This is a genomic window from Streptomyces sp. Y309 (genome assembly GCF_056712025.1).
The window spans coordinates 5,254,879-5,281,234 of record NZ_CM160048.1; the positions used below are offsets into that span (position 1 = coordinate 5,254,879).

The following is a 26,356-nucleotide window of genomic DNA, read 5'->3' on the forward strand; positions in this document are numbered from 1 at the left end:
CTGTCGTACCGAAGGGGTACTCCTGTGTCCGACAAGCGCCGCCTGGGCTGGAGTCTCGTCCTGCTCGCCCTCGCGCAGACCGTCTACGCGCTCGACCTGAACATCGTCTTCGTCGCCCTCCCCGAAATCGGCTCCGACCTCGGCTTCCCCGGCCAGACACAGCAGTTGGTGGTCAGCGCCTACGTCGTCTTCGCGGGCGGGTTCCTGCTGCTCGGCGGGCGCGCGGCCGATCTGCTCGGGCGGCGACGGATGTTCGTGCTCGCCCTGGCCCTGTACGCCGTCTCGTCCCTCGCGGGCGGGCTCGCGGACAGCGCGGGCGTCATCATCACCGCGCGGGCCGTGCAGGGGATCGGGGGCGCCTTGCTGCTCCCCGCGACCCTCTCCCTCATCAACAACCTCTTCGAGGAGGGGCCCAGGCGCAATCGCGCGCTCGCCGTGTGGGGCGGCGCGGGCGCCAGCGGGCTCACCCTCGGCGCCCTGCTCGGCGGCGTGCTCACCGATCGCTTCGGCTGGCCCGCCGTGTTCTATGTGAACGTGCCGCTCGCCGGGCTCGTCGCGCTCGCCGCGCTGTACGTCATCCCGCGCGACCCCGCGCGCGGCGAGCGCCGCCGCTTCGACCTGCCCGGCGCGCTGAGCGTCACCGCCGGGTCGACCCTCCTGGTCTTCGGGCTCGTCGAAGGGCCCGAACTGGGCTGGGGCGACCCGCTGGTGGCGGGCGCCTTCGTGGCCGCCGTCGTGCTCCTCGCCGCCTTCGCGGCGATCGAGGCCCGCAGCGCCGACCCGCTGATGCCGTTCCGGCTCTTCCGCAACCGCAGCCTCACCGTCGGCATGACCGTCACGTTCGTCTACATGGCCACCTTCGGCGTGCTGCCGTACTTCCTGACGGTCCTGATGCAGAGCGTGCACGGATACAGCGCGCTGCAGACCGGCCTCGCCTTCCTCGTGCCGTCCGTCGCCATCGCCACCGGCACCCAGCTCGGCGAGCGCATGACCACTCGGGCGGGCACCCGCGCCACGCTCCTGACCGGCTTCGCGGTCGGCGTCGTCGGCACGGCCGTCCTCGCCCTCGGCTTCGACGCCGACGCGGGCTACGCCACGCTCGTGCCGGGCCTCGTGGTGTCCGGCGTCGGGCAGGGCATCGTGTGGACGGCCATGTGGATCGCCTCGGCCACCGGCACGCCCGCGCACGAGCAGGGCGTCGCCAACGGCATCGCCTCCACGGCCCTGAACATCGGCAACGCCATCGGGCTCGCCGTGTTCACGGTGATCGCCGACATCGGCACGGAGGGCCGGGCGGGCGCCGCGCTGCGCACGGCGACCGCCGACGGCGAGTTCCTCGTGGTGCTCCTGACGGCGGCGGGCATGGTGGCGGGACTGCTCGTCACGCTCGCCCTGCCCCGGTCACGAGCGGCCCGTACGGTACGGGATTCGGGGACCGCCCGGCCCGCCGCCGAGCTCGTCAACGCCCCAGGAAAATCGGGTTCGTGAGGGCCGCCATGGGGCCGGGCAGCGGCGGCGCCGCCTGCGGCTTGCGCACTTCGGCCCGTACGTACGCCGCGTACGAAGCCGTCGTGCGCCACTCGGCGGACCCGGCCCCCGACTCGGGAATCACCGGGCTCGTGAACAGCACGCCCTGGTCGGTCACGAAGCGGATGGTGCAGCCGGGGACGCCCTTGACGTCGAGGCGGATCGTCACCGGGTCGTCGGAGTCGACGCGCAGGCGTTCGCCGATGCCGGCGTGCAGGCCCTTGCCGCCGCTCGCGCCGAAGGTCAGCTCGATGTCCTTGGACTCCGTGAGGTAGGAGCGGCCCGCGCGGATGCCCTCCTGGATGGCCTCGCGGGTCAGGTCGTCGGCGAGGACGACGGTCTGGGGGCGGCCGACGGGGTCGGGGTCGCGGTGGGCGTCGCTGTTGCCCATGGCCGGGGTCCAGCGGCGGCGGCCGCGCGCGGCGGCGACGAGCGCGTTGTCCCACTCGGCGATGGCCACCTCGTCCTCCGGCGAGTACGCGCCGTTCCACACCTCGACCGCGTCCGCCTCGCCGAAGCCGAACTTCCAGTTGCAGCCGACGCAGGTGGCGTGCGGGTGGGCGGGCACGACCAGGCCGCCGGTGCGATGGATCTGGCGGGCGTAGTGGCCGAAGCGGTTGTCGCGGGCGCGGTAGCGCCAGTCGACGAAGGTGCCGGGCTCGGTGCCGATCGCGAGGACGTGGCCGTTGCGCGTGGTGACCTCCTCGCCGAGCAGGACCAGCAGGTCGTCGCCGGCCACCTCGGACCAGTGGGCGTGCGCGGACTGGGTGTTGTGCTCGGAGGTGTTGATGAAGTCAAGGCCCGCGGCGCGGGCGAGGGTGCCGATCTCGGCGGGGGTGCGGCGGCCGTCGGAGTACCAGGTGTGCAGGTGGCAGTCGCCCCGGTACCAGGCCCGGCCCCGCCCCTTCGCCCGCTCCGGCGGATACTTCGGCTTCGGCGGGGTCCCGGGCGCGCCGTAGGTGAGGGTGATCGTCACCTCGTACGGCAGCCCCTGCGGAGCCACGGTGTAGGGGCCGAGCGCGATGTTCCACGTCCCGGCGCGCACCGGCCCCGGGATGTAGCCGGGTGTCGCGTCGTCGCCGCGGATGAAGAACTCCGTGCGCGCGCCGCCCGACCACCCCCGGAACCCCTTCCCGCCGAGCGCCGTGCCGCGCTCGTCGAAGATCCCGATGTCGAGCGCGTTGCCGACGGTGCCGGGCGGCACCGCCGGCTTCTCGTACGTGTACGAGACGTGGATCTGCTGGACCCCGCGCGGGACCTCGACCGGCAGATACACGAAGTCCGGCGATCCGGTGGGCAGCGTGCCCCTGACCGTCTTCGTCTCTTTCCCGTCCCGCCGCCCCTCGGCGGCGCCCGCACTGCTCGCGAAGCTCACACTGCCCAACGTAAGGGCGGTCGCCGCCCCCGTCACGAGCAGCGCGCGTCTGTTCAGGTGGCTCTCGTCCTCACACATGCTGCGGCTCCCCAGAGGTCGTGGGCGACGTGCCCGACGGTGACAGCGTGACGCCGGTGCTCGGTGCAACCTTGGTATTGAGCCGTGAACTCCCTTGTAAGGGAAGGGGGTCGACGGGTTTCGCGCAGTCGTCCGGTTCGGCTGCGCCCAGCGGGCCGAAGCGGCGGGGAAGTGCCTGTATGGGTCAGGTGTTCCCGCTCGTATGCTCAAGGGCATGACCAACAGCGCGCAGCCCCCCGAGGCCGGACGTCCCACCGCCAACGCCATGCGCCGTGCGCTGAAACGGGCCAGGGACGGGGTCGCGCTGGATGTGGGGGAGGCGGCGGTGCTGCTTCAGGCGCGCGGGGACGACCTGGAGGATCTGGCGGGGTCGGCGGGGCGGGTGCGGGACGCGGGGCTTGCGGCGGAGGGGCGCGGGGGTGTCATCACGTATTCGAAGAGCGTGTTCATTCCGCTCACCCGGCTGTGCCGGGACAAGTGTCACTACTGCACGTTCGTGACCGTCCCGGGCAAGCTGCGGCGGGCCGGGCACGGGATGTTCATGTCGCCGGACGAGGTCCTGGACATCGCGCGCCGGGGTGCCGAACTGGGCTGCAAGGAAGCGCTCATCACCCTCGGCGACAAGCCGGAGGACCGCTGGCCCGAGGCGCGCGAGTGGCTGGAGGCGGAGGGGTACGACGACACGATCGCGTATGTGCGGGCGATCTCGATCCGGATTCTGGAGGAGACGGGACTGCTGCCGCACCTCAATCCGGGGGTGCTGAGCTGGACCGACTTCCAGCGGCTCAAGCCCGTCGCGCCCAGCATGGGCATGATGCTGGAGACCACGGCCGAGCGGCTGTGGAGCGAGCCGGGCGGGCCGCACCACGGCTCGCCCGACAAGGAACCGGCCGTGCGGCTGCGGGTGTTGGAGGACGCGGGGCGTTCGTCGGTGCCGTTCACCAGCGGGCTGCTCATCGGCATCGGGGAGACGTACGAGGAGCGGGCGGAGTCGCTGTTCGCGCTGCGGCGCGTGGCCCGGTCCTACCACGGCATCCAGGAGCTGATCATCCAGAACTTCCGCGCCAAGCCGGACACGGCGATGCGCGGGATGCCGGACGCGGAGCTGGATGACCTCGTCGCGACGGTGGCTGTCGCGCGGCACATCATGGGGCCCGCCGGGTGCATCCAGGCCCCGCCCAACCTCGTCGACGGGGAGTACGGGCGGCTCATCCGGGCCGGGATCGACGACTGGGGCGGGGTCTCGCCGATCACCATCGACCACGTCAACCCCGAGAAGCCCTGGCCGCAGATCGAGGAGTTGGCGGCGCGGTCGGCGGCGGAGGGCTTCCGGCTGGAAGAACGGCTCTGCGTGTACCCGGAGTTCGTGCGGCGCGGCGAGCCGTGGCTCGACCCGCGGCTCCTGCCGCACGTGCGGGCCCTCGCCGACCCGGAGACGGGCCTCGCCAACCCCGACGCCCCGGTGCGCGGCCTGCCCTGGCAGGAGCCCGACGAGGGGTACGTGGCCGCCTCCGGCCGTACCGACCTGCACCGCACCATCGACACCACGGGCCGCACGTCCGACCGGCGCGACGACTTCGACGAGGTGTACGGGGACTGGGAGGCCCTGCGGGAGCAGGCCGCGCCCGGGATGGTGCCCTCGCGCATCGACGGCGACGTGCGCGCGGCGCTCGCGACGGCCGCCGACGATCCGACGAGGCTCACCGACGACGAGGCCCTCGCCCTGCTGCACGCCGACGGCCCCGCCCTCGACGCCCTCTGCTCGGTCGCGGACGACGTCCGCAAGTCCGTGGTCGGCGACGACGTCACGTACATCGTCACGCGCAACATCAACTTCACCAACGTCTGCTACACGGGCTGCCGTTTCTGCGCCTTCGCGCAGCGCAGGACCGACGCCGACGCCTACACCCTGTCCCTGGACCAGGTCGCCGACCGCGCCGCGCAGGCGTGGGACGTGGGCGCCGTCGAGGTGTGCATGCAGGGCGGCATCCACCCGGACCTGCCCGGCACGGCGTACTTCGACATCGCGCGCGCCGTGAAGGAGCGCGTGCCTGGCATGCACGTGCACGCCTTCTCGCCGATGGAGGTCGTCAACGGCGCGACCCGCACCGGGCTTTCGATACGGGAGTGGCTCACGCAGGCCAAGGAGTCGGGCCTCGACTCCATCCCCGGCACGGCCGCCGAGATCCTCGACGACGAGGTGCGCTGGATCCTCACCAAGGGCAAGCTGCCCGCCGCGACCTGGATCGAGGTCGTGCAGACCGCCCACGAACTGGGCCTGCGCTCCTCCTCCACGATGATGTACGGCCACGTGGACCAGCCGCGCCACTGGCTCGGCCACTTCCGTACGCTCGCCGCGATGCAACAGGCCAACCTGGACAAGGGAGTCGAGGGCTTCACGGAGTTCGTGACGCTGCCGTTCATCCACACCAACGCGCCCGTATATCTGGCAGGGATCGCCCGCCCGGGTCCGACGACCCGCGACAACCGCGCGGTGACGGCTATGGCCCGGCTGCTGTTGCACCCCCACATCCCCAACATCCAGACGAGCTGGGTGAAGCTCGGCACGGACGGTGCCGCCGAGATGTTGCGCTCCGGCGCGAACGACCTCGGCGGCACGCTGATGGAGGAGACCATCTCCCGGATGGCGGGCTCGAGTTACGGCTCGTACCGCTCCGTGCAGGACCTCGTCGCGATCGCGGACGCGGCGGGGCGGCCGTCGAAGCCGCGTACGACGCTGTACGGGGAGGTGTCGGAGGAGCGGCAGCAGGCGGCCGCCGCGTCGGACGGCCACCTGCCGGAACTGCTGCCGGTGCTGGACGCCTAGCCGGCGGTGCGTGACGTCTGGCTGGTGCGTGACGTCTGGCCGGTGCTTGGCGCGCCCAGCCCGTGCTCAGCGCTTGAGCGTGAAGGTGAAGTCGCCGGAGAGCTTGCCGCTCAGCCGGACCGCCGACACGAGCTTCCCCTCCGTGATCAGCCGCTCGACCTCGGCCCGCGAAAGACCGCAGCCCTCGGCGATCAGTCGCACCGGCCGGACAGGTATCCGCGCCGCGAAGCGGACCGAGACGTCGACGACCTCCTGATCCAGGTGATCCTTCCCCAAGCTCTCAACTCCGTTCGAGCAGGGGATACCCCATTCGCCGGTGTCCAGGCGCCAGGCGTTGTCCCAGTCGAGGGCGACGCGATTGCGGCGCCGCACGACCGGGTCCTGGAGCAACTCGGCCGCCAGGGCAGGGTCGTTGTCGTGCATCCGGTCAAGGAGATCGGGCCGTATGGAGCGCACGTTCACGCGGTCCAGGATCGTGAGCTTTGCCGTGTCCCCGCACCCGGTGCAGAGCACGAGGAGCCAGGCGTCGAGGACCTTGTGGTTGGCATTGACGCGAAATTTGCCGTTGGCCCGGAAGCGCTCGGACGTGCACGTGTGGCAACGGCGGAGAACGGTCGGGAGGCAGGTGGGCATGACAAGCCAGGTGTTGAGCACAGAAGTACACCGGTTTCAGTGAGAAGTCCGCAGCAAGAAGCAGCGCGGCGCATATGCGCGACGCGCGACAGATCAGCTCTCGGGAGGTCTCACAGGGTGTACAACGGCACGTCCTTGCCTGGGCGACTTGGCTCGGCAGCACGGTAGGGCAGCGCGGCGGCGCTGATCCACTGTTTTTTCCGGCGCCGCTGGGCGCCGCACCGCCGGACAGGTCCTATACGGCGCTCAGCGGCCCACGTCCTGGCCGAAGTGGGCGTAGTCCTCGGGCGCCCCGAGCCCCTTCGGGCCGAAGGAGGTGAGGCCGGTGGTGGTGAGTCCCGTGCCGCTGCCCGGGAACACCCACGCCGCGCCCGAGTTCTCGTACGTGCCGTCCTCGCCGTGGGCAGTGACGGTCAGGTCGGCCTTCTTGTCGCCGTCGACGTCGCTCAGGAGCACGCGGTGGCCGAACCAGTCCTCGGACTCGGAGGCGCCGGGCACGCCGGGCTTGGACTGGTCGAAGGCCTGCGCCCCCGTGCCGCCGAGGCCGGCGCGCGCCCCCTTGAGCAGCACGACGGAGCCCGCGTCGGTGACCCTCCCGGTCCCGCTGCCGATGTCCTCACCGGGTACGCCCACGGCGACGTCGGCGTACCCGTCCCCGTTCACGTCGCCCGCGCTGATGTCGGCGCCGAACTGGTCGCCGGTCTCGCCGACGCCGGGGACGCCCGCGGAATCCTGGGTGATCTTCTTGGTGCGGGTGGCTGCGGGGCCGTCCTTGCTGCCGTAGTCGACGCGGACGGTCCCCTTGTCCCGGTCGTTGTCGTCGTTGTTGGAGCCGTTGTCGCGGGTGACGAAGTCGCCGTACCCATCGCCGTCGACGTCCGCGACGGCGCCGCCGAGCGAGGACTTGAGGCCCTTCGTGTCGCGGCTGAGGCCGTCCTTGGTGCCCTTCCAGAAGCGGCTGGGGTGCGCCATCTCCTCGAAGCCGTGGCTGGTGACGAGGTCGTCGATGCCATCGCCGTTCAGGTCGCCGGGGACCAGGTCGACGGGGCCGAAGGTCTGGCTGGTGGGGATGGCCTCCTGCCGCACGGGTTTGCCTTCGCGGGTGAAGGGCCCGTACGAGACGGTCATCCCGGCCTGGTCCTCGTCGTTCTCCGGATAGTCGTTGCTGACGAGGTCACGGTGGCCGTCACCGTTGAAGTCGCCGGAGGTGAACCCGGCCAGGCTGGCGGGCAGTTCGGCGGACGCGCCGGTCAGCCCGTCCCGTGACCCCCACAGGGCGAGCAGCTTGTCCTGGTACCCGCTCCCCACGACGAGATCGGTGAACCCGTCCCCGTCCAGGTCCCCGACGGTGGCCCCGGTCCCGAAGGTCCCGTCCTTCTCGATCTCGCCCGGCACGCCGTCCGTGCCCCGGTCGATGATCTCCGGGTGCGCGCGGTCGGGCCCGTCCTTGGAGCCGTACACGACGCTGACGTATCCGGCGTAGGTCTTGCCGCCGATGGTGGCGTAGGGGGCGGTGATGGCGAGGTCGGCGTAGCCGTCGTGGTTGAAGTCGGTGACGGGTGCCTGCTCGGCGGGCGGGGCGGGTGCGGAAGCGGATGCCGTGCCGGTCGCGGCGAGCGCGGTGGCCGTCGCGGTGGCCGCGAGCGCGGCGGCTATGGCGGTGCGTCGCACTGATCCTCCTGGGGCTCCGGTGGGTCCTGGCGAGATGGTGGTACTTGGGGAGACCCGCGAGGCGGAGGGACGGTTGCACGAGAAATTGACCTGCATTATTGATGCGGAAGTGACCTGTCGGGGAGGTCACTTCGGTCTGTAGATTCATGATCATGAACAACGACGCGAACACGAACTCCACGACCACGACGGCCCTTCAGGCGGTGCTGACCCGCAGCGCGGACGCCGAGACCTGCGCCGACCCGAGCAGCGTGATGACCCTCCTCGGCGAGACGGGCGCCGCCGGCGGCACCGGCTTCACGAGCTACCGCTCCAGCTTCGCCGCGGGCGCGGTGGGTGCGCCCGCCCACTTCCACACCAAGGCGACGGAGCTGTTCTTCGTCATCAGCGGCTCCCTCCAGGTGCTGGTGGGCGAGGAGGTCACCGTCCTGAACGAGGGCGACTTCCTGGCGGTGCCGCCGCACACCCCGCACGCGTTCGCGGCGGCGCCGGGCTGCGAGGCGGACGTCCTGTTCGTGTTCACGCCGGGCATGGACCGGTTCGACTACCTGCGGCTGCTCGGCCGGGTGCTGCGCGGCGAGGCCGACGCCAAGGAGATCGCCGAGTCCTCGGAACGCTTCGACAACCACTACGTGGACAGCCCCGTGTGGCGTGCCGCCCTGGAGGAAGCGAGCGCCTGACGATGGCGGCTTCGGCCCTGGCCATGACCGCCGGAGCCTCGACCGCGGCGGCCGAAGGCGTCACCGTCACCTTCGTCAACCGCAACAGCGGCAAGTACCTGGAGATCGAGAACTCTTCGCAGCGCAACGGGGCCCGGGCGCAGCAGTGGTCCAACGGCATGCAGATGGGTCTGCTGTGGAACTTCCGTAACTAGCGGGCCGCGAAGGCGGCCGAGGTGGGGTCGGGGCACGGGGGTTTGTGAGCCCGCTCCGACCTCCGGTGGAACCGTCCGGTGGAACACTGTGTGCATGGCGTCGAACGCGGGGGCCCAGCCGTCCATGCAGGAGCTGATCCGGCGGCGCAGGCGTGCCGGATTCGTGGGGCGGCGGGGCGAACTCGCCGCGTTCCGCGAGAACTTCGAGGTGCCGGTGGGGGACGAGCGGCACCGGTTCCTCTTCCATATCCATGGGAACGCGGGTGTCGGCAAGACCTCCCTGGTGCGTGAGCTGGAGCAGGTCGCCCGTGAGCAGGGTGCGCTGACGGCGTACGTCGACGAATCCGTCGGCAGCGTGCCGGAGGCCATGGCGGCGGTCGTCGCCGAGTTCGCCCGCGAAGGACGGCGGCTCAAGGAACTCGACCGGTTGCTCGTGGCGCACCGGGAGCGGCGCCAGGAGGCCGAGTCGGCGGCACTGGCGGCGGCCCTCGCGCCGGAGCCGGAGACGGGCGCCGGACCGCTGCCCCCGTCGGCCCTGCCGGCTCCGCCGGCCCCCTCGGCCGGGAGCATGGCGGCCGCCCGCGCGGGCCTCGCCGGGCTCGGGCTGCTGCCCGGGGTCGGCGCGCTCGCGGGCGCGGTCGACCCCGCCCAACTCGCCCAGGGGGCGGACAGGTTGCGGGCCGGGCTCAGCGCCCGCTTCCGCAACCACGAGGACGTACAGCTGGTGCTGTCGCCCGAGCGCGTGCTCACCCCGGTGCTGGTCAAGGAACTCGCCGACGCGGCGGCCTCGGTGCCGTGGATCGTGCTGTTCTTCGACACGTACGAACGTACCGGGCCGTTCCTGGACGGCTGGCTCCGTGACCTGATGACGACCGAACGGCACGGGCGGCTGCCCGCGAACGTCGTGGTCGTCACGGCCGGGCAGCAGCCCTTCGACAGCGCGCGGTGGGGCGGCTACGAGGACTTCGTGGCGGACGTGCCGCTGGGGGCGTTCACGGAGCGGGAGGCGCGCGGACTCCTCGCGGGGAAGGGGGTCGTCGCGGAGCCCGTGGTCGAGGAGGTGCTCCGGCTGTCCGGCGGCCTGCCGGTCCTCGTGTCGACGCTCGCCGAGAACCGTCCCGCCGACGTGGGCGACGTCGGCGACCCGTGCGCCACCGCCGTGGAGCGGTTCCTGAAGTGGGAGCGGGATCCGGTGCGGCGGGCGGCCGCGCTGGTGTGCGCGCTGCCGCGCAGGCTGGACGCGGACGTGTTCCGGGCGGCCGTGGGCGGGATGTGCGCGGAGGAGGAGGCCGCGGGGCTCTTCGCGTGGCTGCGGGGGCTGCCGTTCGTGAGTGATCGCGGGGATCGGGTGGTGTACCACGACGTGGTGCGGGAGCCGATGCTGCGCTTGCAGCGGCTGCAGTCGCCCAGGGCGTGGGCGGACACGCACCGGCGGTTGGCGGAGACGTTCGGGAGGTGGCGGGCCGAGGTTGAGACCGGGCCGCACCCGGAGGGTTGGGGCTACGAGCGGTGGCGGGAGCTGCGTCTCGCGGAGTCCTACCACCTCCTGTGCGCGGGGGAGCGGCCGGCGCTTCCCGGTGTGCTGCGGGACGTGGTCGACGCCTGCGGCTGGAGCGAGGCCCTGGGCCGGCGGTGGGCCGACACCTTGGTGGCCGCCGGGCAGGACGGGGACGCGCGGTCCGCGTGGGCGTGGGGCCGCGAACTCCTCGCGGCGTTCGAGGACGGCGGGGCGGCCGCCGCCCTGAAGGCGCTGATCGACCGCGCGCGGCTCGACCCGCCGGGCCGCGCCCTGGCACACGCCTACCGCGGACGCGAACTGCGCGACAGCGGCGAGCTGTTGGCCGCGATCAGTGAGTACGACCGAGCGCTCGAACTCGACCCGGAACTGTCACGTGCGTACTCCGGCAGGGGCTACACACGGATGCGGATGCGCGAGTACGACACCGCGCTCGGCGACCTGAACCGTGCCGACGAACTCGCGCCCGACGACGAGTTCGTCCTCTCCGTGCGCGGCAGGCTCCACCGGCTCATGGGCGCGTACGAAGCGGCGTTGCCCGACTTGGCCCGTGCGGTCGAACTCGACCCGGGCCACATGTACACCTGGGCGGAGCTCGGCGCGACCAGGCACGCGCTCGGGCAGCACGAGGAGGCCCTCACCGCGCTGGACCGCGCGCTGCGGATCGACGCGGACTATGTGTGGGCGCGGGTGCGCCGAGCGCGCGTGCACCGCGACCGGGGCGACCACGAGGCGGCCCTCGCCGAGCTGGACCGCTGCGTCGAGCTGGCCCCCGACTGGGCCTGGTTGGCCTGTGAACGGGGCGACGCCCTGCGGATCGCCGGACGCCATGAGGACTCCCTGGCCGACTACGACCGGGCGATCGAGCTGGACGGCAGTTACGCGTCGGCGTACGCGAGCCGTGGTGTCGCACGGTACGGACTCGGCCGGAGCGAGGCGGCTCTCGCGGACCTCGACCGGGCCATCGAGCTGGTCCCGGACTATGCCTGGGCACTGGCTCAACGGTCCGTGGTGCACCTGGGCCTGGGCGACCGCGAGCAGGCGTTCGCCGACGCGGACCGGGCCAACACCCTGTGGCCGGACGTCGACTGGGTCCTCTGCCAGCGAGCCAACGCGGTGTGGGAGCTGCGGAGGCACGACGAGGCGCGCGCGGACTTGGACCGGGTCATCGAACTGGCCCCCGGATACCGGCTGGCGCGCGTCCTCCGCGGAGCCGTGCTGCATGAGCAGTCCCGCTTCGAGGACGCGTTCGCGGACCTGGACACCGTCATCGAGGCTCACCCCGACTACAGCACCGCGTTCATGATCAGGCTCTCCGTCTGCCTGGCCACCGGCCGCGTCGAGCAGGCCCTGGCCGACCTCGCCCGCTATGCCGAGACCGATGACAATCCCGACGCCGACTGGATGCGCCGCAAGTCCGCCGACATCCAGCTTCGCCTCGGACGCCCCGACCTGGCCCTCGCCGACCTGGCCGCCGACGCCTCGCTCCACACCCCGGACGGCGCCCAGGTGTTGGCGAAGGCGTACCGCATGACGGGCCAATGGTTCCGCGCACGCCGGGCCGCGCTGGCGCTGCGCGCGCAGAGCGAGTCCGTCGGCTTGTTCACGCTCGCCCTGGTGGTGAGCGGTGCCGAGGGCGCGGACGCGGCGCGCCCGCTCTGGCGGCAGACCGCCCGGGCCACGAGCCCGTCGCCCTCCTCCCCTTCCTCCCACGACCACGTGTTCGTGCCGATCGCCGCCGCCCTCGCCGACTGGCCCGCCCTCGACACCCACCTCGCCCGCGTCCTCACCACCGACGGCCCCGGCAAGGACTGGGCCGACCTGGCCGACCTGGCGGACTGGCTGGCCGAGCTGCTCCGCGCCCCCGGCGCCGACCGGGCCCGCATCGCGCCCCGCCTGGCGACGGTGACGGCGGCGCGGGACGCGGTGCGGGCCAAGTACGCCCTCTGAAACCGCGCTGAAACCGAGCTGAACCCACCCCGCCGCAACCTGTGCGGCATGACAGAGACGCCGACACCGACACCCACACCGACACCGCCACAGACAACCGCAACGACCCCCGCACCGAACCCCCTGGCCATCGAAGCCAGGGGACTGTACAAGGCCTACGGCGACAAGAAGGTCCTCGACGGGATCGATCTGGCCGTGCCGCAGGGCACGATCTTCGCGCTGCTCGGGCCCAACGGGGCCGGCAAGACCACCGCCGTGAAGATCCTCTCCACGCTCATCGGCGCCGACGCCGGCGACCTGCGCGTCGGCGGTCACGATCTAGCCGTCGACCCGCAGGCGGTGCGGGCCGCGATAGGTGTCACGGGACAGTTCTCCGCCGTGGACGGCCTGATCACCGGCGAGGAGAACATGCTCATCATGGCCGACCTGCACCACCTCTCCCGGCGCGAGGGCCGCCGCACCGCCGCCGAGTTGCTTGAGCGCTTCGATCTGACGGAGGCCGCGAAGAAGCCCGCCTCCACCTACTCCGGCGGCATGAAGCGCCGCCTCGACATCGCCATGACCCTCGTCGGAAGCCCGCGGATCATCTTCCTCGACGAGCCGACCACCGGCCTCGACCCGCGCAGCCGCCACAACATGTGGGGCATCATCCGCGAGCTCGTCGCCGACGGCGTCACCGTCCTCCTCACCACCCAGTACCTGGAGGAGGCCGACGAACTCGCCGACCGCATCGCCGTGTTGAACGACGGCAAGATCGCCGCCGAGGGCAGCGCCGACGAGCTGAAGCGGCTCATTCCGGGCGGGCACGTGCGGCTGCGCTTCACCGACCCGGCCGCCTACCAGTTCGCCGCGTCCGCCCTGCGCGAGGAGATCGCCCGGGACGACGAGGCGCTCGCGCTGCAGATCCCCAGCGGCGGCAGCCAGCGCGAACTGCGCTCCATCCTCGACTGGCTGGACGTGGCGAACATCGAGGCGGACGAAGTGACCATGCACACCCCCGACCTCGACGACGTGTTCTTCGCCCTGACCGGCGACACCGTCAGCACCAACCAGCCCAAGGAGACCAAGGAGAAGGCCCGATGAGCTCCCTCTCCCTCGCCGTCCGCGACTCGAACACCATGCTGCGCCGCAACCTGCTGCACGTACGGCGCTACCCCTCCCTCACCCTGAACCTGCTGCTCACGCCGATCATGCTGTTGCTGCTCTTCGTCTACATCTTCGGCGACACGATGAGCGCGGGCCTCGGCGGCGGCGCGGACCGTTCCGAGTACGTCGCCTTCATCGTCCCGGGCATCCTGATGATGACCGTCGGCGGCACCGTCGTCGGGGCCGCGGTGTCCGTCGCCTCCGACATGACCGAGGGCATCATCGCCCGCTTCCGTACGATGGCGATCCACCGCGGATCCGTGCTCGTCGGGCACGTCGTCGGCAGCGTGCTGCAGTGCGTCGCCAGCGTGGTCTTCGTCGGCGCCGTCGGCGTGGCCGTCGGCTTCCGGTCCACGGACGCCACGGTCCTGGAGTGGCTGGCGGCGCTCGGGATCGTCGCGCTGGCCTCCTTCGCGCTCACCTGGATCGCCGTCGGGATGGGCATGGCGAGCCCGAACGCCGAAGCGGCCGGAAACAGCGCGATGCCGCTGGTCCTCCTCCCGCTCATCTCGACCGCCTTCGTCCCGGCCGACGCGATGCCGGGCTGGTTCCAGCCGATCGCCGAGTACCAGCCGTTCACCCCGGCCATCGAGACCCTGCGCGGACTGCTGCTCGGCAGCGAGATCGGCAACAACGGGTGGATCGCGATCGCCTGGTTCCTCGGCCTGGCCGCCCTCGGCTACTACTGGGCGACGGCGCAGTTCAACCGCGACCCCGAATGAGCGCGCGGGCCGCGTCCCCCAACTCGTCCCGCCCCAGGGCGGCATACTCCGACACCGCGTCGGCGTACGCCGCCCGGTCGGCGCCCTCGACCGCCCGCCGGGCACGCTCCGCCGACATCGTGGGCTGGAACTCGCGCAGCACCCGCAGCCGTTCGGCCAGCGCGAGCATCCGTACGGCACCGGAGTCGCCGGACACAAGACCCGCCATGCCGAGGGCGTGCAGCACCGTCCCGAACACAGGGAGGTCGACGGGCGAGTGGGACGGACCGGAGAGCAGGGTGCGCAGGCTCCGCCGCAGCCGGCCGAGCGGCTCCGCGACCCGGTCGAGACAGCCGGCGTACGCGTGCGCCGTCACCGCCGCCGACTGGATCTGCAGCGCCCACGGGTCGAGCCAGGGATCGCTGTACGTGGATCCGGCGTCGGGCAGCCGCTCCACGGCGCCGCGCCACAGGCCGAGCCCGGCCTCCGTCTGGCCGCGGGTGAGCGCGATCTCGGCGCGCGCGCCGAGATCGGGGCTGTAGAAGGCGTCCCGCTGCGGGGTGTTGTCGCTCTGCGCCTGCCGCAGCCAGTACTCGGCCTCGTCAGGGTCGCCGCGCTGCAGGCAGGCGAGGACGAGGGACGTACGGATGAAGATGTAGTCGTGGCCGTCGCCGAGCCGCGGCAGCACCTCGAGCGCCGCCTTGAGGTGCTCGTAGCCTTCCTCACCGTGCCCCATCCGCAGGCACAGCTCGCTCATCCGGGAGTGCGCGAGGAGCTGCAGCGACGGGCTGTCGGCCGAGGCCAGTGCGGCGACCGTCCGACGGGCCGAGACGAGCGCCCGGTCGTTGTCGTGCTCGTACTCCCAGACGTAGCTCGCGATGCACTCGGCGATGCCGGCGACCAGCGGCCGCTCGCTGTCGCAGAGCTCCCGCAGCACGTCGTAGCCGGGAGGCCGGATCTCGGGGACCGCGCGCAGCACCACAGCCACGGCCCGCAGCAGGGTGTCCGGCGGGGCCGGGGGCAGCCGCCGCAGGGTGACGAGCTGGCGGATGGCGCGCGGGCCGTAGCCCATCAGCAGGATCGCCGTGCACAACACCGCGGCGCTGCGGGCGACTTCGACGTATTCCGGCCCGGGATGGTAGTGCGACAGCGGCGGGCCGGTGTCGGCGGCGAGGGCCGTGAGGCGGGAGAAGTTGGCGTCGGTGGACCACAGGCCGGCGAGGACGGCGGTGATGGCGGCGATGGCGGGGCCGTCGGTACGGGCCAGGGCGTGCCGCAGCGCCAGCACGAGGTTGTCCTGCTCGGCCTTGATCAGCTCCCAGGCGGGCAGCCGGTCCGGGCCGAAGAGCGCGTCGTGGTACGCGACCCCGAAGTCCCGTGCCCAGGCGAGGAATCGGCCGACGGCCTCCTCGTCCTCGCCCGCCTCGGCGCGCCGGGCCGCGCTGAACTCCCGTACGGTCTCCAGCATCCGGAACCGGGCACCGGCCGGGGTGTCGGCGACGGTGAGCAGCGACTGACCGGCCAGCTGCTCCAGGACGGACAGCGCGTCCTCACCGAGGGCCTGCTCCGCCGCTTCGCCGGAGAAGCCGCCGGGGAACACGGACAGCGTGCGCAGCGCGGCCCGGGCGTCCGCGTCGAGCAGGTTCCAGCTCCACTCCACGACCGCGTGCAGCGTGCGGTGGCGCTCCGGCACGTCCCGCGCCCCGCCGCGCAGCAGCGCGAACCGGTCGCCGAGGCGGCGCGCGATCTCCGGCACCGAAAGCACCCGCACCCGGGCCGCGGCCAGCTCCACGGCCAGCGGCAGTCCGTCGAGGTGGCGGCACAGCCCGGCCACCGCGTCCGGCGGCAGCTCCACGCCCGGCCGGGCGGCCCGGGCCCGCTGGGTGAACAGCTCGATGGAGGTGTCGAGACCGAGCTCCGGCAGCGCGTACACCGCCTCCGACGTCAGGCCGAGCGGGGCCCGGCTGGTGGCGAGCACTCGCAGGTCCTTCGAGGACGAGACCAGGGCGTGTACGAGACCGGCGGCGCCCCGGACGACGTGCTCGCAGTTGTCCAGGACCAGCAGCGCGGGCCCGGAGCCGAGCACACCGAGGACGGCGGACACCGGGTCGGCCGGGCCGTGGCCGCTCATGGCGCCGGGCCGCCCCTCGCCCGCGCCCAGTGCGGAGGCCACCTCTGTAGCCACGTCCTCGTGCGCCGTGACGCCGGCGAGCGGCACGAAATACACCACGGGGTGCTCGGCCCTGCGGCTGACGGCGTGCGCGAGCCGGGTCTTGCCGAGGCCGCCGGGCCCGACGACGGTGACGGCGCGCGACGCGCGCAGGAGCCCCTCCACCGCCGCGATGTCCTCGTCCCGGCCGAGGAGCGGATTCGGCTCGTGCCGCACGCCGTGCCTGACCACGGGCGCCTCGCCGCGCAGCAACTCCCGCTGCACGGCCCTGAGTCCGGGGCCCGGGTCCGTGCCGAGCGCCTCGCGCAGCTCGCGGCGGTACGCCTCGTAGCGCGTCAGGGCGGCGGACGGGCCCGCCGTGGCCGCCTCGCCGCGCAGCAGTTCGGCGAGCACCTCCTCGTCGCGCGGCCGCTCCCCGGCGGCCTCGGCCAGGGGCCCGGCCGCCTCCGCGTGCCGTCCGAGGCGGGCGAGCGCGAGGCCCTGCGCGCGGACGAGCCCGGCGCGGACGGGGGCGCGGTCGGCGCGCAACGCGGCCACGGGGTCGCTCGGATCACCGGCCTCGACCGGGGTGCCCTCCCACAGGACGAGCCCGGCCTCCGCCGCCGCCAGTGATCCCGCGTGGTTCCCGGCCCTGGCCCGTGCCGCGCTCGCGGCGGCGTGCAGCAGCAGGGCGGAGCTGTCCACCTGGTCCTCGGCGAGGGCGAGCCGGTATCCGGTCGGGGTGCTCGCGACGACGTCGGCGCCCAGCAGCGCCCGCGCCCTGGACACGAGGACCTGCACTGCCTTGCCCGGCCGCTCCGGCAGCTCGTCGTCCGGCCACAGCCCCGCCACGAGCCGCTCGGTGCCGCAGCCCGCGCGCAGATTGCCCGCGAGCAGCGCGAGGAGGCCGCGGAGCCGGGGCGCGGTGACCTCCTGCCCGCGATAGGCCACCCGCGGCAGCAACGTCAGATCGGTGGTCACCCGTGCAGATTAGCCAAGCCGTCCGGCTGTCCCCTCCGGCGCGTGCCGCGGCCCCGCGGCCACAACGGGCGTCTGGACCAGGACGCCCCCGCCGCGCGGCCGCGACGTGAGCAGCAACGTCACCTCGTACGCCGCCAACGCCCCCTCTGCCACCGCGAGTTCGATGCCGCGTCCCGTGAAGTCGCCCACCGACCGGCACCCCCACCAGTCCGCCAGCTCCGGGCACCCGGCCCGCAGCAGCTCCGTGACGCGGGCGCCGCGGGACGCCGGGGGCTCGCGGTCGGCCCGGGTGCGGAAGTGCCGGTACAGGTCCAGGGCCAGGGGCCGCCAGGCGGGGAGGAGTGCCTGGTGGCGGAGGTCGGTGGTGAGGAGCAGGAGGAGGTTGCGGCGGTCGGGGGGTACGTCGGCGGGGTCCGGCCAGAGCGTCGCGTACGCCGTGTTCCACGCGAGGATGTCGAAGGCGGAGTCGAGGAGGAGGGCGGGGCTGGTCGGCCAGGCGTCGAGCATGGATTGCGCGGGATGCGCGGGCTGTCGGGTGGCGGTGGCCGGGTCTCCCTGCGGAGGTGCGGGGGCCGTCGCCCGGCTGACCGGCGCGAAGCCCGCCAGTGCCAGCGCGTGGTCGTGTGCCGCCTCGTCCATGCGCAGGGTGCGCGCCACCGCGTCCAGGACCTGGCGCGACGTGTCGACGCGGCCCTGCTCCAGCCACGTGTACCAAGCGACGGAGACCCCGGAGAGCGCCGCGACCTCCTCACGGCGGAGGCCGGCCGTGCGGCGGCGGGGTGTCGGCGGCAGGCCGACGTCCGCGGGGGTCAGCTGGGCGCGGTACGCACGCAGGAAGCCGCCCAGCTCCTGCCGGAGCGACGCCTGGTCCGTCATCGTGTTACCTCCACTCACCCCATGAACACCCCCCTGGCCGACCCCCATTCCCGGCCGCGAGGCTGGTCGCATGACAGACATCGACAGCAACATCGACAGCAGCACCGAAGCCCCCGTCGTCCGCCGCCGCCACAACGACTCCTCCCACCTCACCGAACCCCGCGTCTTCGTCCGCGTCTACACCGGCCCCGGCACCCTGGAGCCGGTCACCGCCTTCTACGAGCGGCTGCTCGGCGTCGAGCGGGACCTGTGGTTCACGTATCCGGAGAAGGAGCTGAAGCTCGCTTCCGTCGGCGGGTTCCTGATCATCGAGGGGACGGAGCAGTCCCTGGAGCCGTTCCGGTTCACCGACGGGACGTTCCTCGTCGACTCGGTGGAGCGGTATCTGACGCGGCTGACCGCCGAGGGGGCCGAGATCCTGTACCCGCTGCAGCGCGTCCCGACCGGCTCCAACTTCACCGCCCGGCACCCCGACGGCACCGTCATCGAGTACGTCGAACACCGGCCGACTCCCGACGGGAACTAGGGACAACCCTCTCCGGGAGGCAGAGAAAGGGCACCTTCCGTACAAACCACTTGGGCCCTGAACCCACCGTTCCCGTTCGATTACAGTGCTGCGGAGTCGGACGCCAGGGCACGGGAAAGGGGGTTCGGTGAGCACTGCAGCTGCCACCGGGGTGTGGGGCCGCACCGAGCAGCAGGACTTCCGCAGCCGGGTGCGCGGCACGCTGCTCGGGGCCGCCGTCGGCGACGCCCTCGGAGCACCCGTCGACGGGCTCGGGCTCGGCGCGATCCGCGAGGCGCACGGCACCGAAGGCCTCACCGAACTCGTCGCCGCGCACGGCAGGCGCGGCGCCGTCACCTGCGCGACCCAGCTGATGCTGTTCAGCGTCGACGGGCTGATACGGGCGCAGGTGCGGCGCGACACCGGGGCCTGGCATCCGCCCACCGACCTGCACCGCGCCTACCGGCGGTGGGCCGCCACCCAGAGCGACTGGGGGCCCGACGAGCGCCGCAAGGAAGACGGCTGGCTGGCCCGCGAGGAGTGGCTGTACTCGCGCCGCGACCCCTCTCGCGCCTGCCTCACCGGGCTCGCCGACGACCGCATGGGCACCCTCGACGTACCGAAGAACCCGGGCGAACAGGGGCCGGAGGCCGCCACCCGGTCCGCGCCCTTCGGGCTGCTCGTCGGGTGGGAGCCGCAGCTCGTGCTGCAACTCGCCGTCGAGTGCGCCGTGCAGACGCACGGGCACCCGACGGCCTTCCTCGCGGCCGGCGCCCACACCATCCTCGTGCACGGGCTCGCCCGGGGCGAGTCGCTCGACGGCGCCATCCAGCGCACCCTCGCGCTGCTCGCCTCCCGGCCCGGACACCAGCCCGTCACCGACGCGCTGCGGCACGCCCTCGGCGCCGTCCGGCAGGGCATGCCCACGGCCACGCGCGTCGAGGAACTGGTCGGCGAGGGCGGGGCGGTGGGCGCGCTGGCCGCCGCCGTGTACTGCGCCCTCGTGGGCGAGGACGTCCGGCACGGCCTGCGGCTCGCCGTCAACCACAGCGGCTCGTCGGCCGCGTCCGGCGCGCTCTGCGGGGCGCTGCTCGGCGCGCTGCACGGCGAGACCGCACTGCCGCCCGGCTGGCTGACGGAGCTGGAGGGCCGCGCCACCATCCTCGAACTCGCCGACGACTTCGCCATGGAGATGACGCAGGGCCCCGCGCTGCACAGCCCCGCGGGGGCGGCGCCGGGGTGGCTGACCCGGTATCCGCGGGCTTGAGCCCGGCCGCTTTCACACGGTGAGCCCAGCCCGCCTTCACACCTGCGAGCCCTCTGAGTCCTCCGGTTTCACGCCTGTGAGTCCTCCAGGATCTGCAGCGCCCGGGCCTTCAGCTCCTCGCTCGCCTCCTGCGCGTTCCCCGCGTCGAACGGCGGCCGCGGGTCGTACTCGACGGCGAGCTGGATCGCCCGCGCCGTGTCCTCGTCGGTGAGGAGCGCGGCCAGATGGAACGCCATGTCCAGTCCGGCCGAGACGCCCGCCGACGTGATGAACTTCCCCGACTGTACGTAGCGTTCGGGGACGTACGTGATGTCGAAGGTCTTCTCCATGTACGGGGCCGACGCCCAGTACGTCGTCGCCCGGCGGCCGTCCAGGAGCCCGGCGGCCGCCAGGATCAGGGAGCCCGTGCACACCGAAGTGGTGTAGCGGGTGCGGCGGTTGGTCTCGCGGATCCAGTTCAGCAGCGTCCGGTTCTCCATCGCGGCGATCGTGCCGCGGTTTCCCGCGCCCGGTACGAGGAGGACGTCCAGGCGGCCCGCCTCGTCGAGGGCGCGTTCGGCCAGGACGGCCACGTCACCTGTGTCGGTGTGGACGGGGCCGCGCCGCTCGGCGATCATCGTGACGCTCGCGCCGGGGACGCGGGAGAGGACTTCGGCGGGGCCCGTGGGGTCGAGGAGGCTGTAGCCGTCGTACAGAAGGATGCCGATCCGCGGTCCGCCGTCCGCCGCACGCGCGGTGCCGGTCGAGGCGAGGCCCGCGGCGGCGAGTGCCGCCGTGGCGGCCGTGCCGCGCAGGACGGTGCGGCGGGTCGTGGGGCGTGATGTCGGGTGCGTCATGCCACGGGAGTCTCGCGGGGGCGCGGCGTCCGTGGCCGGGGCATGTCCGGCATCCTGCGAATCCTGTCCCCGCTCGTGCCGTAGTGGTCCACGAAAGCCTGCCGCAGTGTCTGCGCGGAGCCGAAGCCGCAGCGGCGGGCGATGGCCGCGAGGGAGAGTTCGCTGGAGCGCACCAGGTGGGCGGCCGCCTCCGTGCGGGCCGCCCGCACCGCGCGGGCCGGGGTGGTGCCCAGGTGGGCCGAGAACAGCCGCGTGAGGTGCCGGGTGCTCACGCCCGCGCGGGCCGCGAGCGCGGCGGGGGACAGGTCGTCGGCGAGGTGCGCGGCGATGTGGCCCGCGAGGTCGCGGACCAGGCGGTCGCCCGGGGGCGGCGCGGCCAGGAACATGCTGATCTGGGCCTGGTCGGCGGGGCGGTGCAGATACGAGACCAGTTCGCGGGCCACCGCGCGCGCCAGGGTGGGGCCGTGGTCGTCCTCGATCAGGGAGAGGGTGAGGTCCAGGGCGCTGGTGACGCCCGCGGAGGTGTAGACGTTGCCGTCGCGTATGTAGAGGGGCGCCACGTCGACGGCCACCGTCGGGTGGCGGGCGGCCAGTTGGTCGGCGTAGCCCCAGTGGGTGGTGGCGCGGCGGTGGTCGAGGAGACCGGCGGCTGCCAGGACGTAGGCGCCGGTGCAGACGGAGGCTATGCGGCGGCTCTGTGCCGCGAGGCGGCGGACGTGGGTGACCAGGTGGGGGTCGGCGGCCGCGTGCTCGTAGCCGGCGCCGCCGACTACGAGGAGGGTGTCCAGGGGGCCGGTCACCGTCTCCAGGCGCTGGCCGGCCGCGAGCGCTATGCCCGCCGAGCTGGTGGCCGGGCGGCGGCCCACTGTGCCCAGTTCTATGCGGTACGGGGGGTTCGCGCCGTGGCGGTTGGCTATGTCCAGGGCGCCGCTGGGGCAGGCTATGTCGAGGATTTGGGCGTTGTCGTACGCAACGAGTAGCGCGCGTCTCGCGGTCTGCATGGGGGGCAGTCCACCACGACGGTCCCCGTCCGGGTGCGGGTCGGCGGGGGTGCCCCCGCCTCTTCCCTGTGGGGGTTGTTCGCCGTTGGCGGGTGCGGGGGGTTCTCTTTCCCGCCCGCCCGCCCGTTTCCGGTTGCACGTGCGGTGGGCGTCTCCTGTGGGGGGCGTTCGCCGTTGGCGGGTGCGGGGCGGTGGGGGTGCCCCGCCGCTGCGCGGCGGGATGCTCTCCCACCCGCCCGCCCGTTTCCAGTTGCATGGACGGTGGGCGTCTCCCGTGGGGGTGTTCGCCGTTGGCGGGTGCGGGTCTCCCCGCCCACCAGTTCCCTCGCCCGCCCGGCGCAGGCGGCGCGGGGCACCGCCCACCCACCCGTGCCCGTCGGCCGCCCGGCGGTGCGGCTGGGACGGCAGTCACGGGTGGGTGGGTGGGAGATCCCCGCCGCGGCAGCGGCGGGGGGACGGTTGCAGCCCCAGGGCCGCGGTCAGGCGACTGTTTTGGGGGCCACAGGCTCCGCCTGCTCCGGGACCTCCGCGGCAGCGGAATCGTCGTCGGTGTTTATGCGCTCGATGAGAGCATCCCGCTCAGGGGTGTCCTCGGGCTTGATGTAGCCGATCGCGATGTAGAGGATCAGCGACACGGCCAGCGGGATGGACACCTGGTACTGGAGCGGCACGCCGCCGTCCACGTTCCAGTGGATGGGGTAGTTGACCAGCCAGAAGGCGAGAAGCCCCGCGGCCCAGCTGGTGAGCGCCGCTGTGGGGCCGGAGCGGCGGAAGGTGCGCAGGAGGCCGAGCATCATCGGGATGGCCATCGGGCCCATGAGACCCGCGACCCACTTGATCACGACGGTGATGATGTCCTTGAACGCGGGCGAGTTGACCTGCGTGGCCGCCGCCATGGACAGGCCGAGGAAGACGACGGTCGTGATCCGGGCGACGCGCAGGCCCTGCCCGTCGGTCCAGGTCCGCGCCCGGCGCCACACGACGGGCGCGCAGTCCCGCGTGAAGACGGCCGCGATCGCGTTGGCGTCGGAGGAGCACATGGCCATCGTGTGGGAGAAGAAGCCGACGATGACCAGGCCCAGCAGGCCGTGGGGCAGGAGCTGTTCGGTCATGAGGCCGTACGAGTCCGAGCCGTCGGGCTTCTTCGCCTCGACGAGCAGCGGCGACATCCACATGGGGAAGAACAGGACCAGCGGCCACACCAGCCACAGCAGGGCGGACAGCCTCGCGGACCGCGCGGCCTCGCGGGCGTTGGCCGTGGCCATGTACCGCTGGGCCTGGTTGAGCATGCCGCCGTTGTACTCGAAGAGCTTGATGAACAGGAAGGCGAGGAGGAAAACCGTGCCGTAGGGGCCCACCAGGGGCTTCTCGTGGCCGTCCAGCTCCGGTCGGTCCCACACCCCGAAGAAGCCGCCATAGTCGCCGATTTCCACGAGCACGGCCACGAACATCGCGACACCCGCGAGGAGTTGGATCACGAACTGGCCCAGCTCGGTGAGCGCGTCGGCCCACAGGCCGCCGATCGTGCAGTACACGGCGGTGACGGCGCCGGTGATGAGGATGCCCTGGTTCAGGGACACCCCGGTGAACACCGACAACAGCGTCGCGATCGCCGCCCACTTCGCGCCCACGTCCACGATCTTCAGGAGCATGCCGGACCAGGCGAGCGCCTGCTGGGTCTGCAGGTTGTAGCGGTTCTTGAGGTATTCGAGGGGGGACGCCACGTGCAGGCGTGAGCGCAGCCGGTTGATGCGCGGCGCGAACAGCCGCGAGCCGATGGCGATGCCGAGCGCGATGGGGAACGACCAGGTGACGAAGGACGTGACACCGTAGGTGTAGGCGATACCGGCGTAACCGGTGAACATCACCGCGCTGTATCCCGACATGTGGTGCGAGATGCCGGAGAGCCACCAGGGCATCTTCCCGCCGGCCGTGAAGAAGTCACTGACGTTGTCGACGCGTTTGTGGGACCACACGCCGATCGCGACCATCACGCCGAAGTACGCGATGAGCACGGCCCAGTCGAGACCGTTCATTGCCCCTCCCAGGGGTCCGCCTTGTGAACTCGGTCAACTCCGCTGAAACGGCGCCCACTTCGCCTGTGTGGCACCCGAACGGCCGCGAAGTGCCCGCTCATCGTCGGTTCGGCGGCAAGGCGCGGACAACCGCCCGCACAGTCAAGAGGGAGTAAAATCGTTCGAGTTGGCGACCTTGATTCACGTACGTGACTGAGAAGGGGTGACGAAAGCCCCCGAAGGGGGACTTCCGGCGGAGCGCTACCGCATCAGCTCGCCCGCGTTCACCAACAGCGACTGCCCCGTGATGGCCCGCGCCCGGTCGGAGGCGAGGAACACGCACGCGTCCGCGACGTCCCCGTCCGTGGCCAGCTCCGGCAGCGCCATCCGGTCCGTGAGCCGCCGCTTCACCTCCGCCTCCGGTACCCCCTCGGTGTGCGCGGTGAACTTCACGTACGCCTCCACCGGCGGCCCCCACATCCAGCCCGGCTGGACGGTGTTCACGCGGATCCGATGCGGGCCCAGCTCGCGCGCGAGGGAGTACATCGCCGAGACGAGCGCCCCCTTGGATGCCGCGTACGCCGCCTGCCGCACCTGCGACGGCGCGGCCACCGACGACTGCGTACCGATGAGCACGACCGAGCCGCCCCGCTCCTTCAGGGCCGGCAGGCAGGACCGAGCCATGCGCAGCGAGCCGAGCAGGTTCACGTCCAGGATGCCCGACCAGGCGGCGAAGTCCGCGTCCTCGAGGCCGCCGAAGTAGCTGTCCCAGGCGGCGACCTGGACCAGCGCGTCGATCCGCCCGAACCGCTCGACGGCCAGGGCCGCGAGGGCGTCGCACTGGCTCTCGTCGGTGATGTCCGTCGCCCGGTACGCGACGCGCGTGCCCTCCGGGTCGAGCTCGGTGGCCGACTTGGCGAGGTTCGCCTCGGTGCGCGCCCCGAGCACGGCGTTCCCGCCGTCGCGCACCACGGCGGCGGCGACCTCGTGGCCCAGCCCCGCGCCGATCCCGGAGACGATCACGGTCCTGCCGTCGAGCAGTGACATGGGGAACCTCCAGGCTCTGGCAGTTTTCCTGACGGGGCGTCAGAGTATGGGCGTCCATGGGAGGAAGGAAGAAGGGAGAGGGAGTCGATGACTGAGGACACCCGGAGCGGGGCGTACGCGGAGCTGGCCGCCGTCGGGCCCTACGGCGTGCGCCCGGGGCACGCCCTGATCACCATGGTCGAGCCGCACCCCGGCCAGGAGTACGCCTACAACCGGTGGTACGAGGACGACCACTACTACGCGGGCGCCATGGCGATGCCCTGGATGTACGCGGGGCGGCGCTGGGTGGCGACCCGGGACCTCCAGCTCCTGCGGCGCCCGGAGAAGTCGGCGGTCGCCGAGCCGGTCACCGCGGGCTGCTATCTGTCGACGTACTGGATCACCGAGGGCCGCTACGACGAGCACATGAAGTGGACCGTCGGCATCAACAAGCGCCTCAACCGCGACGGCCGCGTCCACCAGGCCCGCACCCATGTCTTCACGGCCTTCCAGGACCACCAGGCCACCGTGTACCGGGACGGGGCGGCCGGGCCGCGCGACTTCCACGCGCTCGACCATCCGTATCAGGGCCTCGTCCTCGAAGTCGTCGACGCCGAAGGCCCGGAACAGCGGGGGGAGTTGCTGGAGTGGCTGGTGGCGCGGCGGCTGCCGCGCGCGCTCGCCGGGTCGCCCGCCGCGATGGCCGTGATCTTCCGGCCGACGCCGCTGCCGGGGGACCGGATGACGTACGTGAAGCAGGTCGAGGGCGTCGACACACGGCTGACGCTGCTGTGGTTCCTGGAGTGCGATCCGCGGGAGTGCTGGGAGGAGCGGTTCGCGGCGGGCGAGGCCGACGTGGCGGAATCGGGGCTCGGGCGGCTCGAGTTGCTCGCGCCGTTCATCCCGACGGTGCCGGGCACGGACCGGTACGTCGATCTGCTCCGCTAGCGCGGGGCCCGGTCGGCCCGCCCCCGTACCCCGCACAAGGCCGAGCCCCCTCGGCCAGGACGGCGGACCAGTCGAGAGGGCTCATGCGGTGGTGCTTATGCGGTTGTGTCGGTACTGGTACTGGCACGTATCACCGGCGGTCGTAAGACCCCTTGCGCACCACAGTCACGAAGGAGTTCCACGATTCGGCGGGGAACGCGAGGACCGGGCCGTCGGTGACCTTCGAGTCGCGCACCGAAATGGCGTGCGTGACGGGGGACTTGACCTCGACGCAAGCGCCGTTCCCGGTGGAGTAGGAAGACTTGGTCCACGTGTGCGCGGCACCTTGCTGGATTGCCATGTTTGCTCCGTTTTGCCCAGTTGGTGAATTGCTGTATCCGCCGAAGAGCGGTATACGCCAACGTTCTTGCTGTTGGCGTGAATGACGCTACTCGCCAACATCGATCGGCGTAGA

At 72.4% G+C, this 26,356-nt stretch carries 20 protein-coding genes; 10 read left to right on the forward strand and 10 right to left on the reverse strand.

Annotated elements, in window-relative coordinates:
• Positions 1-24 precede the first annotated feature (24 nt).
• Entirely contained in the window at positions 25-1,488 is a 1,464-nt protein-coding gene (locus AC0KTA_RS21460) for an MFS transporter (protein ID WP_481049836.1), read from the forward strand.
• On the opposite strand, the gene AC0KTA_RS21465 is transcribed toward AC0KTA_RS21460, so the two are convergent.
• Positions 1,460-2,980, reverse strand: coding sequence for a CehA/McbA family metallohydrolase (locus AC0KTA_RS21465; protein WP_481049837.1), 1,521 nt, complete (start codon positions 2,978-2,980; stop codon positions 1,460-1,462). The two genes, AC0KTA_RS21460 and AC0KTA_RS21465, sit on opposite strands and share 29 nt — an antisense overlap.
• Positions 2,981-3,194: 214 nt before the next feature.
• On the opposite strand from AC0KTA_RS21465, the gene AC0KTA_RS21470 reads away from it, so the two are divergent.
• Entirely contained in the window at positions 3,195-5,807 is a 2,613-nt protein-coding gene (locus AC0KTA_RS21470) for a bifunctional FO biosynthesis protein CofGH (protein WP_481049838.1), read from the forward strand.
• A 66-nt stretch (positions 5,808-5,873) separates the two neighbouring features.
• Here the strand turns inward: AC0KTA_RS21470 and AC0KTA_RS21475 are convergent, their stop codons facing one another.
• Together AC0KTA_RS21475 and AC0KTA_RS21480 are read right to left on the reverse strand one after the other, a co-directional pair.
• Positions 5,874-6,461 (reverse strand): DUF1062 domain-containing protein, encoded by a 588-nt coding sequence (locus AC0KTA_RS21475; RefSeq protein WP_481049839.1) that lies wholly within the window; start codon positions 6,459-6,461, stop codon positions 5,874-5,876.
• A 225-nt stretch (positions 6,462-6,686) separates the two neighbouring features.
• Complete coding sequence (locus tag AC0KTA_RS21480; RefSeq protein WP_481049840.1) at positions 6,687-8,111, reverse strand: FG-GAP-like repeat-containing protein; 1,425 nt, start codon at positions 8,109-8,111, stop codon at positions 6,687-6,689.
• Positions 8,112-8,257: 146 nt separating this feature from the next.
• Between AC0KTA_RS21480 and AC0KTA_RS21485 the strand changes: the two genes are divergently transcribed.
• The 5 genes from AC0KTA_RS21485 to AC0KTA_RS21505 all read left to right on the forward strand — a co-directional run bounded on the left by AC0KTA_RS21485 (position 8,258) and on the right by AC0KTA_RS21505 (position 14,319).
• Entirely contained in the window at positions 8,258-8,791 is a 534-nt protein-coding gene (locus tag AC0KTA_RS21485) for a cupin domain-containing protein (protein WP_481049841.1), read from the forward strand.
• A gap of 2 nt (positions 8,792-8,793) precedes the next feature.
• Positions 8,794-8,985, forward strand: a complete 192-nt coding sequence (locus AC0KTA_RS21490; protein WP_481049842.1) for an RICIN domain-containing protein — start codon at positions 8,794-8,796, stop codon at positions 8,983-8,985.
• A gap of 94 nt (positions 8,986-9,079) precedes the next feature.
• Positions 9,080-12,451 (forward strand): tetratricopeptide repeat protein, encoded by a 3,372-nt coding sequence (locus AC0KTA_RS21495; protein ID WP_481049843.1) that lies wholly within the window; start codon positions 9,080-9,082, stop codon positions 12,449-12,451.
• 48 nt (positions 12,452-12,499) lie between these two features.
• Positions 12,500-13,534 (forward strand): ATP-binding cassette domain-containing protein, encoded by a 1,035-nt coding sequence (locus tag AC0KTA_RS21500; protein WP_481049844.1) that lies wholly within the window; start codon positions 12,500-12,502, stop codon positions 13,532-13,534.
• Positions 13,531-14,319 carry an ABC transporter permease gene (locus tag AC0KTA_RS21505; protein ID WP_481049845.1) on the forward strand — a complete coding sequence of 263 codons (789 nt, stop codon included), beginning with the start codon at positions 13,531-13,533 and terminating at the stop codon, positions 14,317-14,319. The genes AC0KTA_RS21500 and AC0KTA_RS21505 overlap by 4 nt, the downstream gene beginning before the upstream one ends.
• Here AC0KTA_RS21505 and AC0KTA_RS21510 read toward each other — a convergent pair.
• Together AC0KTA_RS21510 and AC0KTA_RS21515 are read right to left on the reverse strand one after the other, a co-directional pair.
• Complete coding sequence (locus tag AC0KTA_RS21510; RefSeq protein ID WP_481049846.1) at positions 14,300-17,428, reverse strand: ATP-binding protein; 3,129 nt, start codon at positions 17,426-17,428, stop codon at positions 14,300-14,302. The two genes, AC0KTA_RS21505 and AC0KTA_RS21510, sit on opposite strands and share 20 nt — an antisense overlap.
• A 9-nt stretch (positions 17,429-17,437) precedes the next feature.
• Positions 17,438-18,304: an MmyB family transcriptional regulator gene (locus AC0KTA_RS21515; RefSeq protein WP_481049847.1), complete on the reverse strand. Its 867-nt coding sequence runs from the start codon at positions 18,302-18,304 to the stop codon at positions 17,438-17,440.
• A 70-nt stretch (positions 18,305-18,374) separates the two neighbouring features.
• Between AC0KTA_RS21515 and AC0KTA_RS21520 the strand changes: the two genes are divergently transcribed.
• Together AC0KTA_RS21520 and AC0KTA_RS21525 are read left to right on the forward strand one after the other, a co-directional pair.
• Positions 18,375-18,830, forward strand: coding sequence for a VOC family protein (locus AC0KTA_RS21520; RefSeq protein WP_481049848.1), 456 nt, complete (start codon positions 18,375-18,377; stop codon positions 18,828-18,830).
• Positions 18,831-18,957: 127 nt separating this feature from the next.
• A complete protein-coding gene (locus AC0KTA_RS21525; RefSeq protein ID WP_481049849.1) occupies positions 18,958-20,076 on the forward strand; it encodes an ADP-ribosylglycohydrolase family protein in 1,119 nt (372 codons plus the stop codon).
• Between the two features lie 68 nt (positions 20,077-20,144).
• Here the strand turns inward: AC0KTA_RS21525 and AC0KTA_RS21530 are convergent, their stop codons facing one another.
• The 4 genes from AC0KTA_RS21530 to AC0KTA_RS21545 all read right to left on the reverse strand — a co-directional run bounded on the left by AC0KTA_RS21530 (position 20,145) and on the right by AC0KTA_RS21545 (position 24,975).
• Complete coding sequence (locus AC0KTA_RS21530; protein ID WP_481049850.1) at positions 20,145-20,912, reverse strand: DJ-1/PfpI family protein; 768 nt, start codon at positions 20,910-20,912, stop codon at positions 20,145-20,147.
• Entirely contained in the window at positions 20,909-21,913 is a 1,005-nt protein-coding gene (locus AC0KTA_RS21535) for a GlxA family transcriptional regulator (protein ID WP_481049851.1), read from the reverse strand. The genes AC0KTA_RS21530 and AC0KTA_RS21535 overlap by 4 nt, the downstream gene beginning before the upstream one ends.
• A gap of 479 nt (positions 21,914-22,392) precedes the next feature.
• Complete coding sequence (locus tag AC0KTA_RS21540) at positions 22,393-23,949, reverse strand: sodium:solute symporter family protein (protein ID WP_481049852.1); 1,557 nt, start codon at positions 23,947-23,949, stop codon at positions 22,393-22,395.
• A gap of 240 nt (positions 23,950-24,189) precedes the next feature.
• The gene (locus tag AC0KTA_RS21545; RefSeq protein ID WP_481049853.1) at positions 24,190-24,975 is read right to left on the reverse strand and encodes an SDR family oxidoreductase; all 786 of its coding nucleotides are present in this window, start codon (positions 24,973-24,975) and stop codon (positions 24,190-24,192) included.
• 87 nt (positions 24,976-25,062) lie between these two features.
• Between AC0KTA_RS21545 and AC0KTA_RS21550 the strand changes: the two genes are divergently transcribed.
• On the forward strand, positions 25,063-25,902 hold the full coding sequence (locus tag AC0KTA_RS21550) for a hypothetical protein (RefSeq protein WP_481049854.1): 840 nt from the start codon (positions 25,063-25,065) through the stop codon (positions 25,900-25,902).
• Between the two features lie 130 nt (positions 25,903-26,032).
• Here AC0KTA_RS21550 and AC0KTA_RS21555 read toward each other — a convergent pair whose 3' ends face one another.
• Positions 26,033-26,242 (reverse strand): DUF397 domain-containing protein, encoded by a 210-nt coding sequence (locus AC0KTA_RS21555; RefSeq protein WP_481049855.1) that lies wholly within the window; start codon positions 26,240-26,242, stop codon positions 26,033-26,035.
• Positions 26,243-26,356 lie beyond the last annotated feature (114 nt).

Coding starts and splice junctions, on each gene's coding strand:
- AC0KTA_RS21465 (WP_481049837.1), bottom strand. CDS start 2,980: ATGTGTGAGGACGAGAGCCACCTGAACAGACGCGCGCTGCTCGTGACG.
- AC0KTA_RS21470 (WP_481049838.1), top strand. CDS start 3,195: ATGACCAACAGCGCGCAGCCCCCCGAGGCCGGACGTCCCACCGCCAAC.
- AC0KTA_RS21485 (WP_481049841.1), top strand. CDS start 8,258: ATGATCATGAACAACGACGCGAACACGAACTCCACGACCACGACGGCC.
- AC0KTA_RS21490 (WP_481049842.1), top strand. CDS start 8,794: ATGGCGGCTTCGGCCCTGGCCATGACCGCCGGAGCCTCGACCGCGGCG.
- AC0KTA_RS21495 (WP_481049843.1), top strand. CDS start 9,080: ATGGCGTCGAACGCGGGGGCCCAGCCGTCCATGCAGGAGCTGATCCGG.
- AC0KTA_RS21500 (WP_481049844.1), top strand. CDS start 12,500: ATGACAGAGACGCCGACACCGACACCCACACCGACACCGCCACAGACA.
- AC0KTA_RS21505 (WP_481049845.1), top strand. CDS start 13,531: ATGAGCTCCCTCTCCCTCGCCGTCCGCGACTCGAACACCATGCTGCGC.
- AC0KTA_RS21515 (WP_481049847.1), bottom strand. CDS start 18,304: ATGACGGACCAGGCGTCGCTCCGGCAGGAGCTGGGCGGCTTCCTGCGT.
- AC0KTA_RS21520 (WP_481049848.1), top strand. CDS start 18,375: ATGACAGACATCGACAGCAACATCGACAGCAGCACCGAAGCCCCCGTC.
- AC0KTA_RS21530 (WP_481049850.1), bottom strand. CDS start 20,912: ATGACGCACCCGACATCACGCCCCACGACCCGCCGCACCGTCCTGCGC.
- AC0KTA_RS21535 (WP_481049851.1), bottom strand. CDS start 21,913: ATGCAGACCGCGAGACGCGCGCTACTCGTTGCGTACGACAACGCCCAA.
- AC0KTA_RS21540 (WP_481049852.1), bottom strand. CDS start 23,949: ATGAACGGTCTCGACTGGGCCGTGCTCATCGCGTACTTCGGCGTGATG.
- AC0KTA_RS21545 (WP_481049853.1), bottom strand. CDS start 24,975: ATGTCACTGCTCGACGGCAGGACCGTGATCGTCTCCGGGATCGGCGCG.
- AC0KTA_RS21550 (WP_481049854.1), top strand. CDS start 25,063: ATGACTGAGGACACCCGGAGCGGGGCGTACGCGGAGCTGGCCGCCGTC.
- AC0KTA_RS21555 (WP_481049855.1), bottom strand. CDS start 26,242: ATGGCAATCCAGCAAGGTGCCGCGCACACGTGGACCAAGTCTTCCTAC.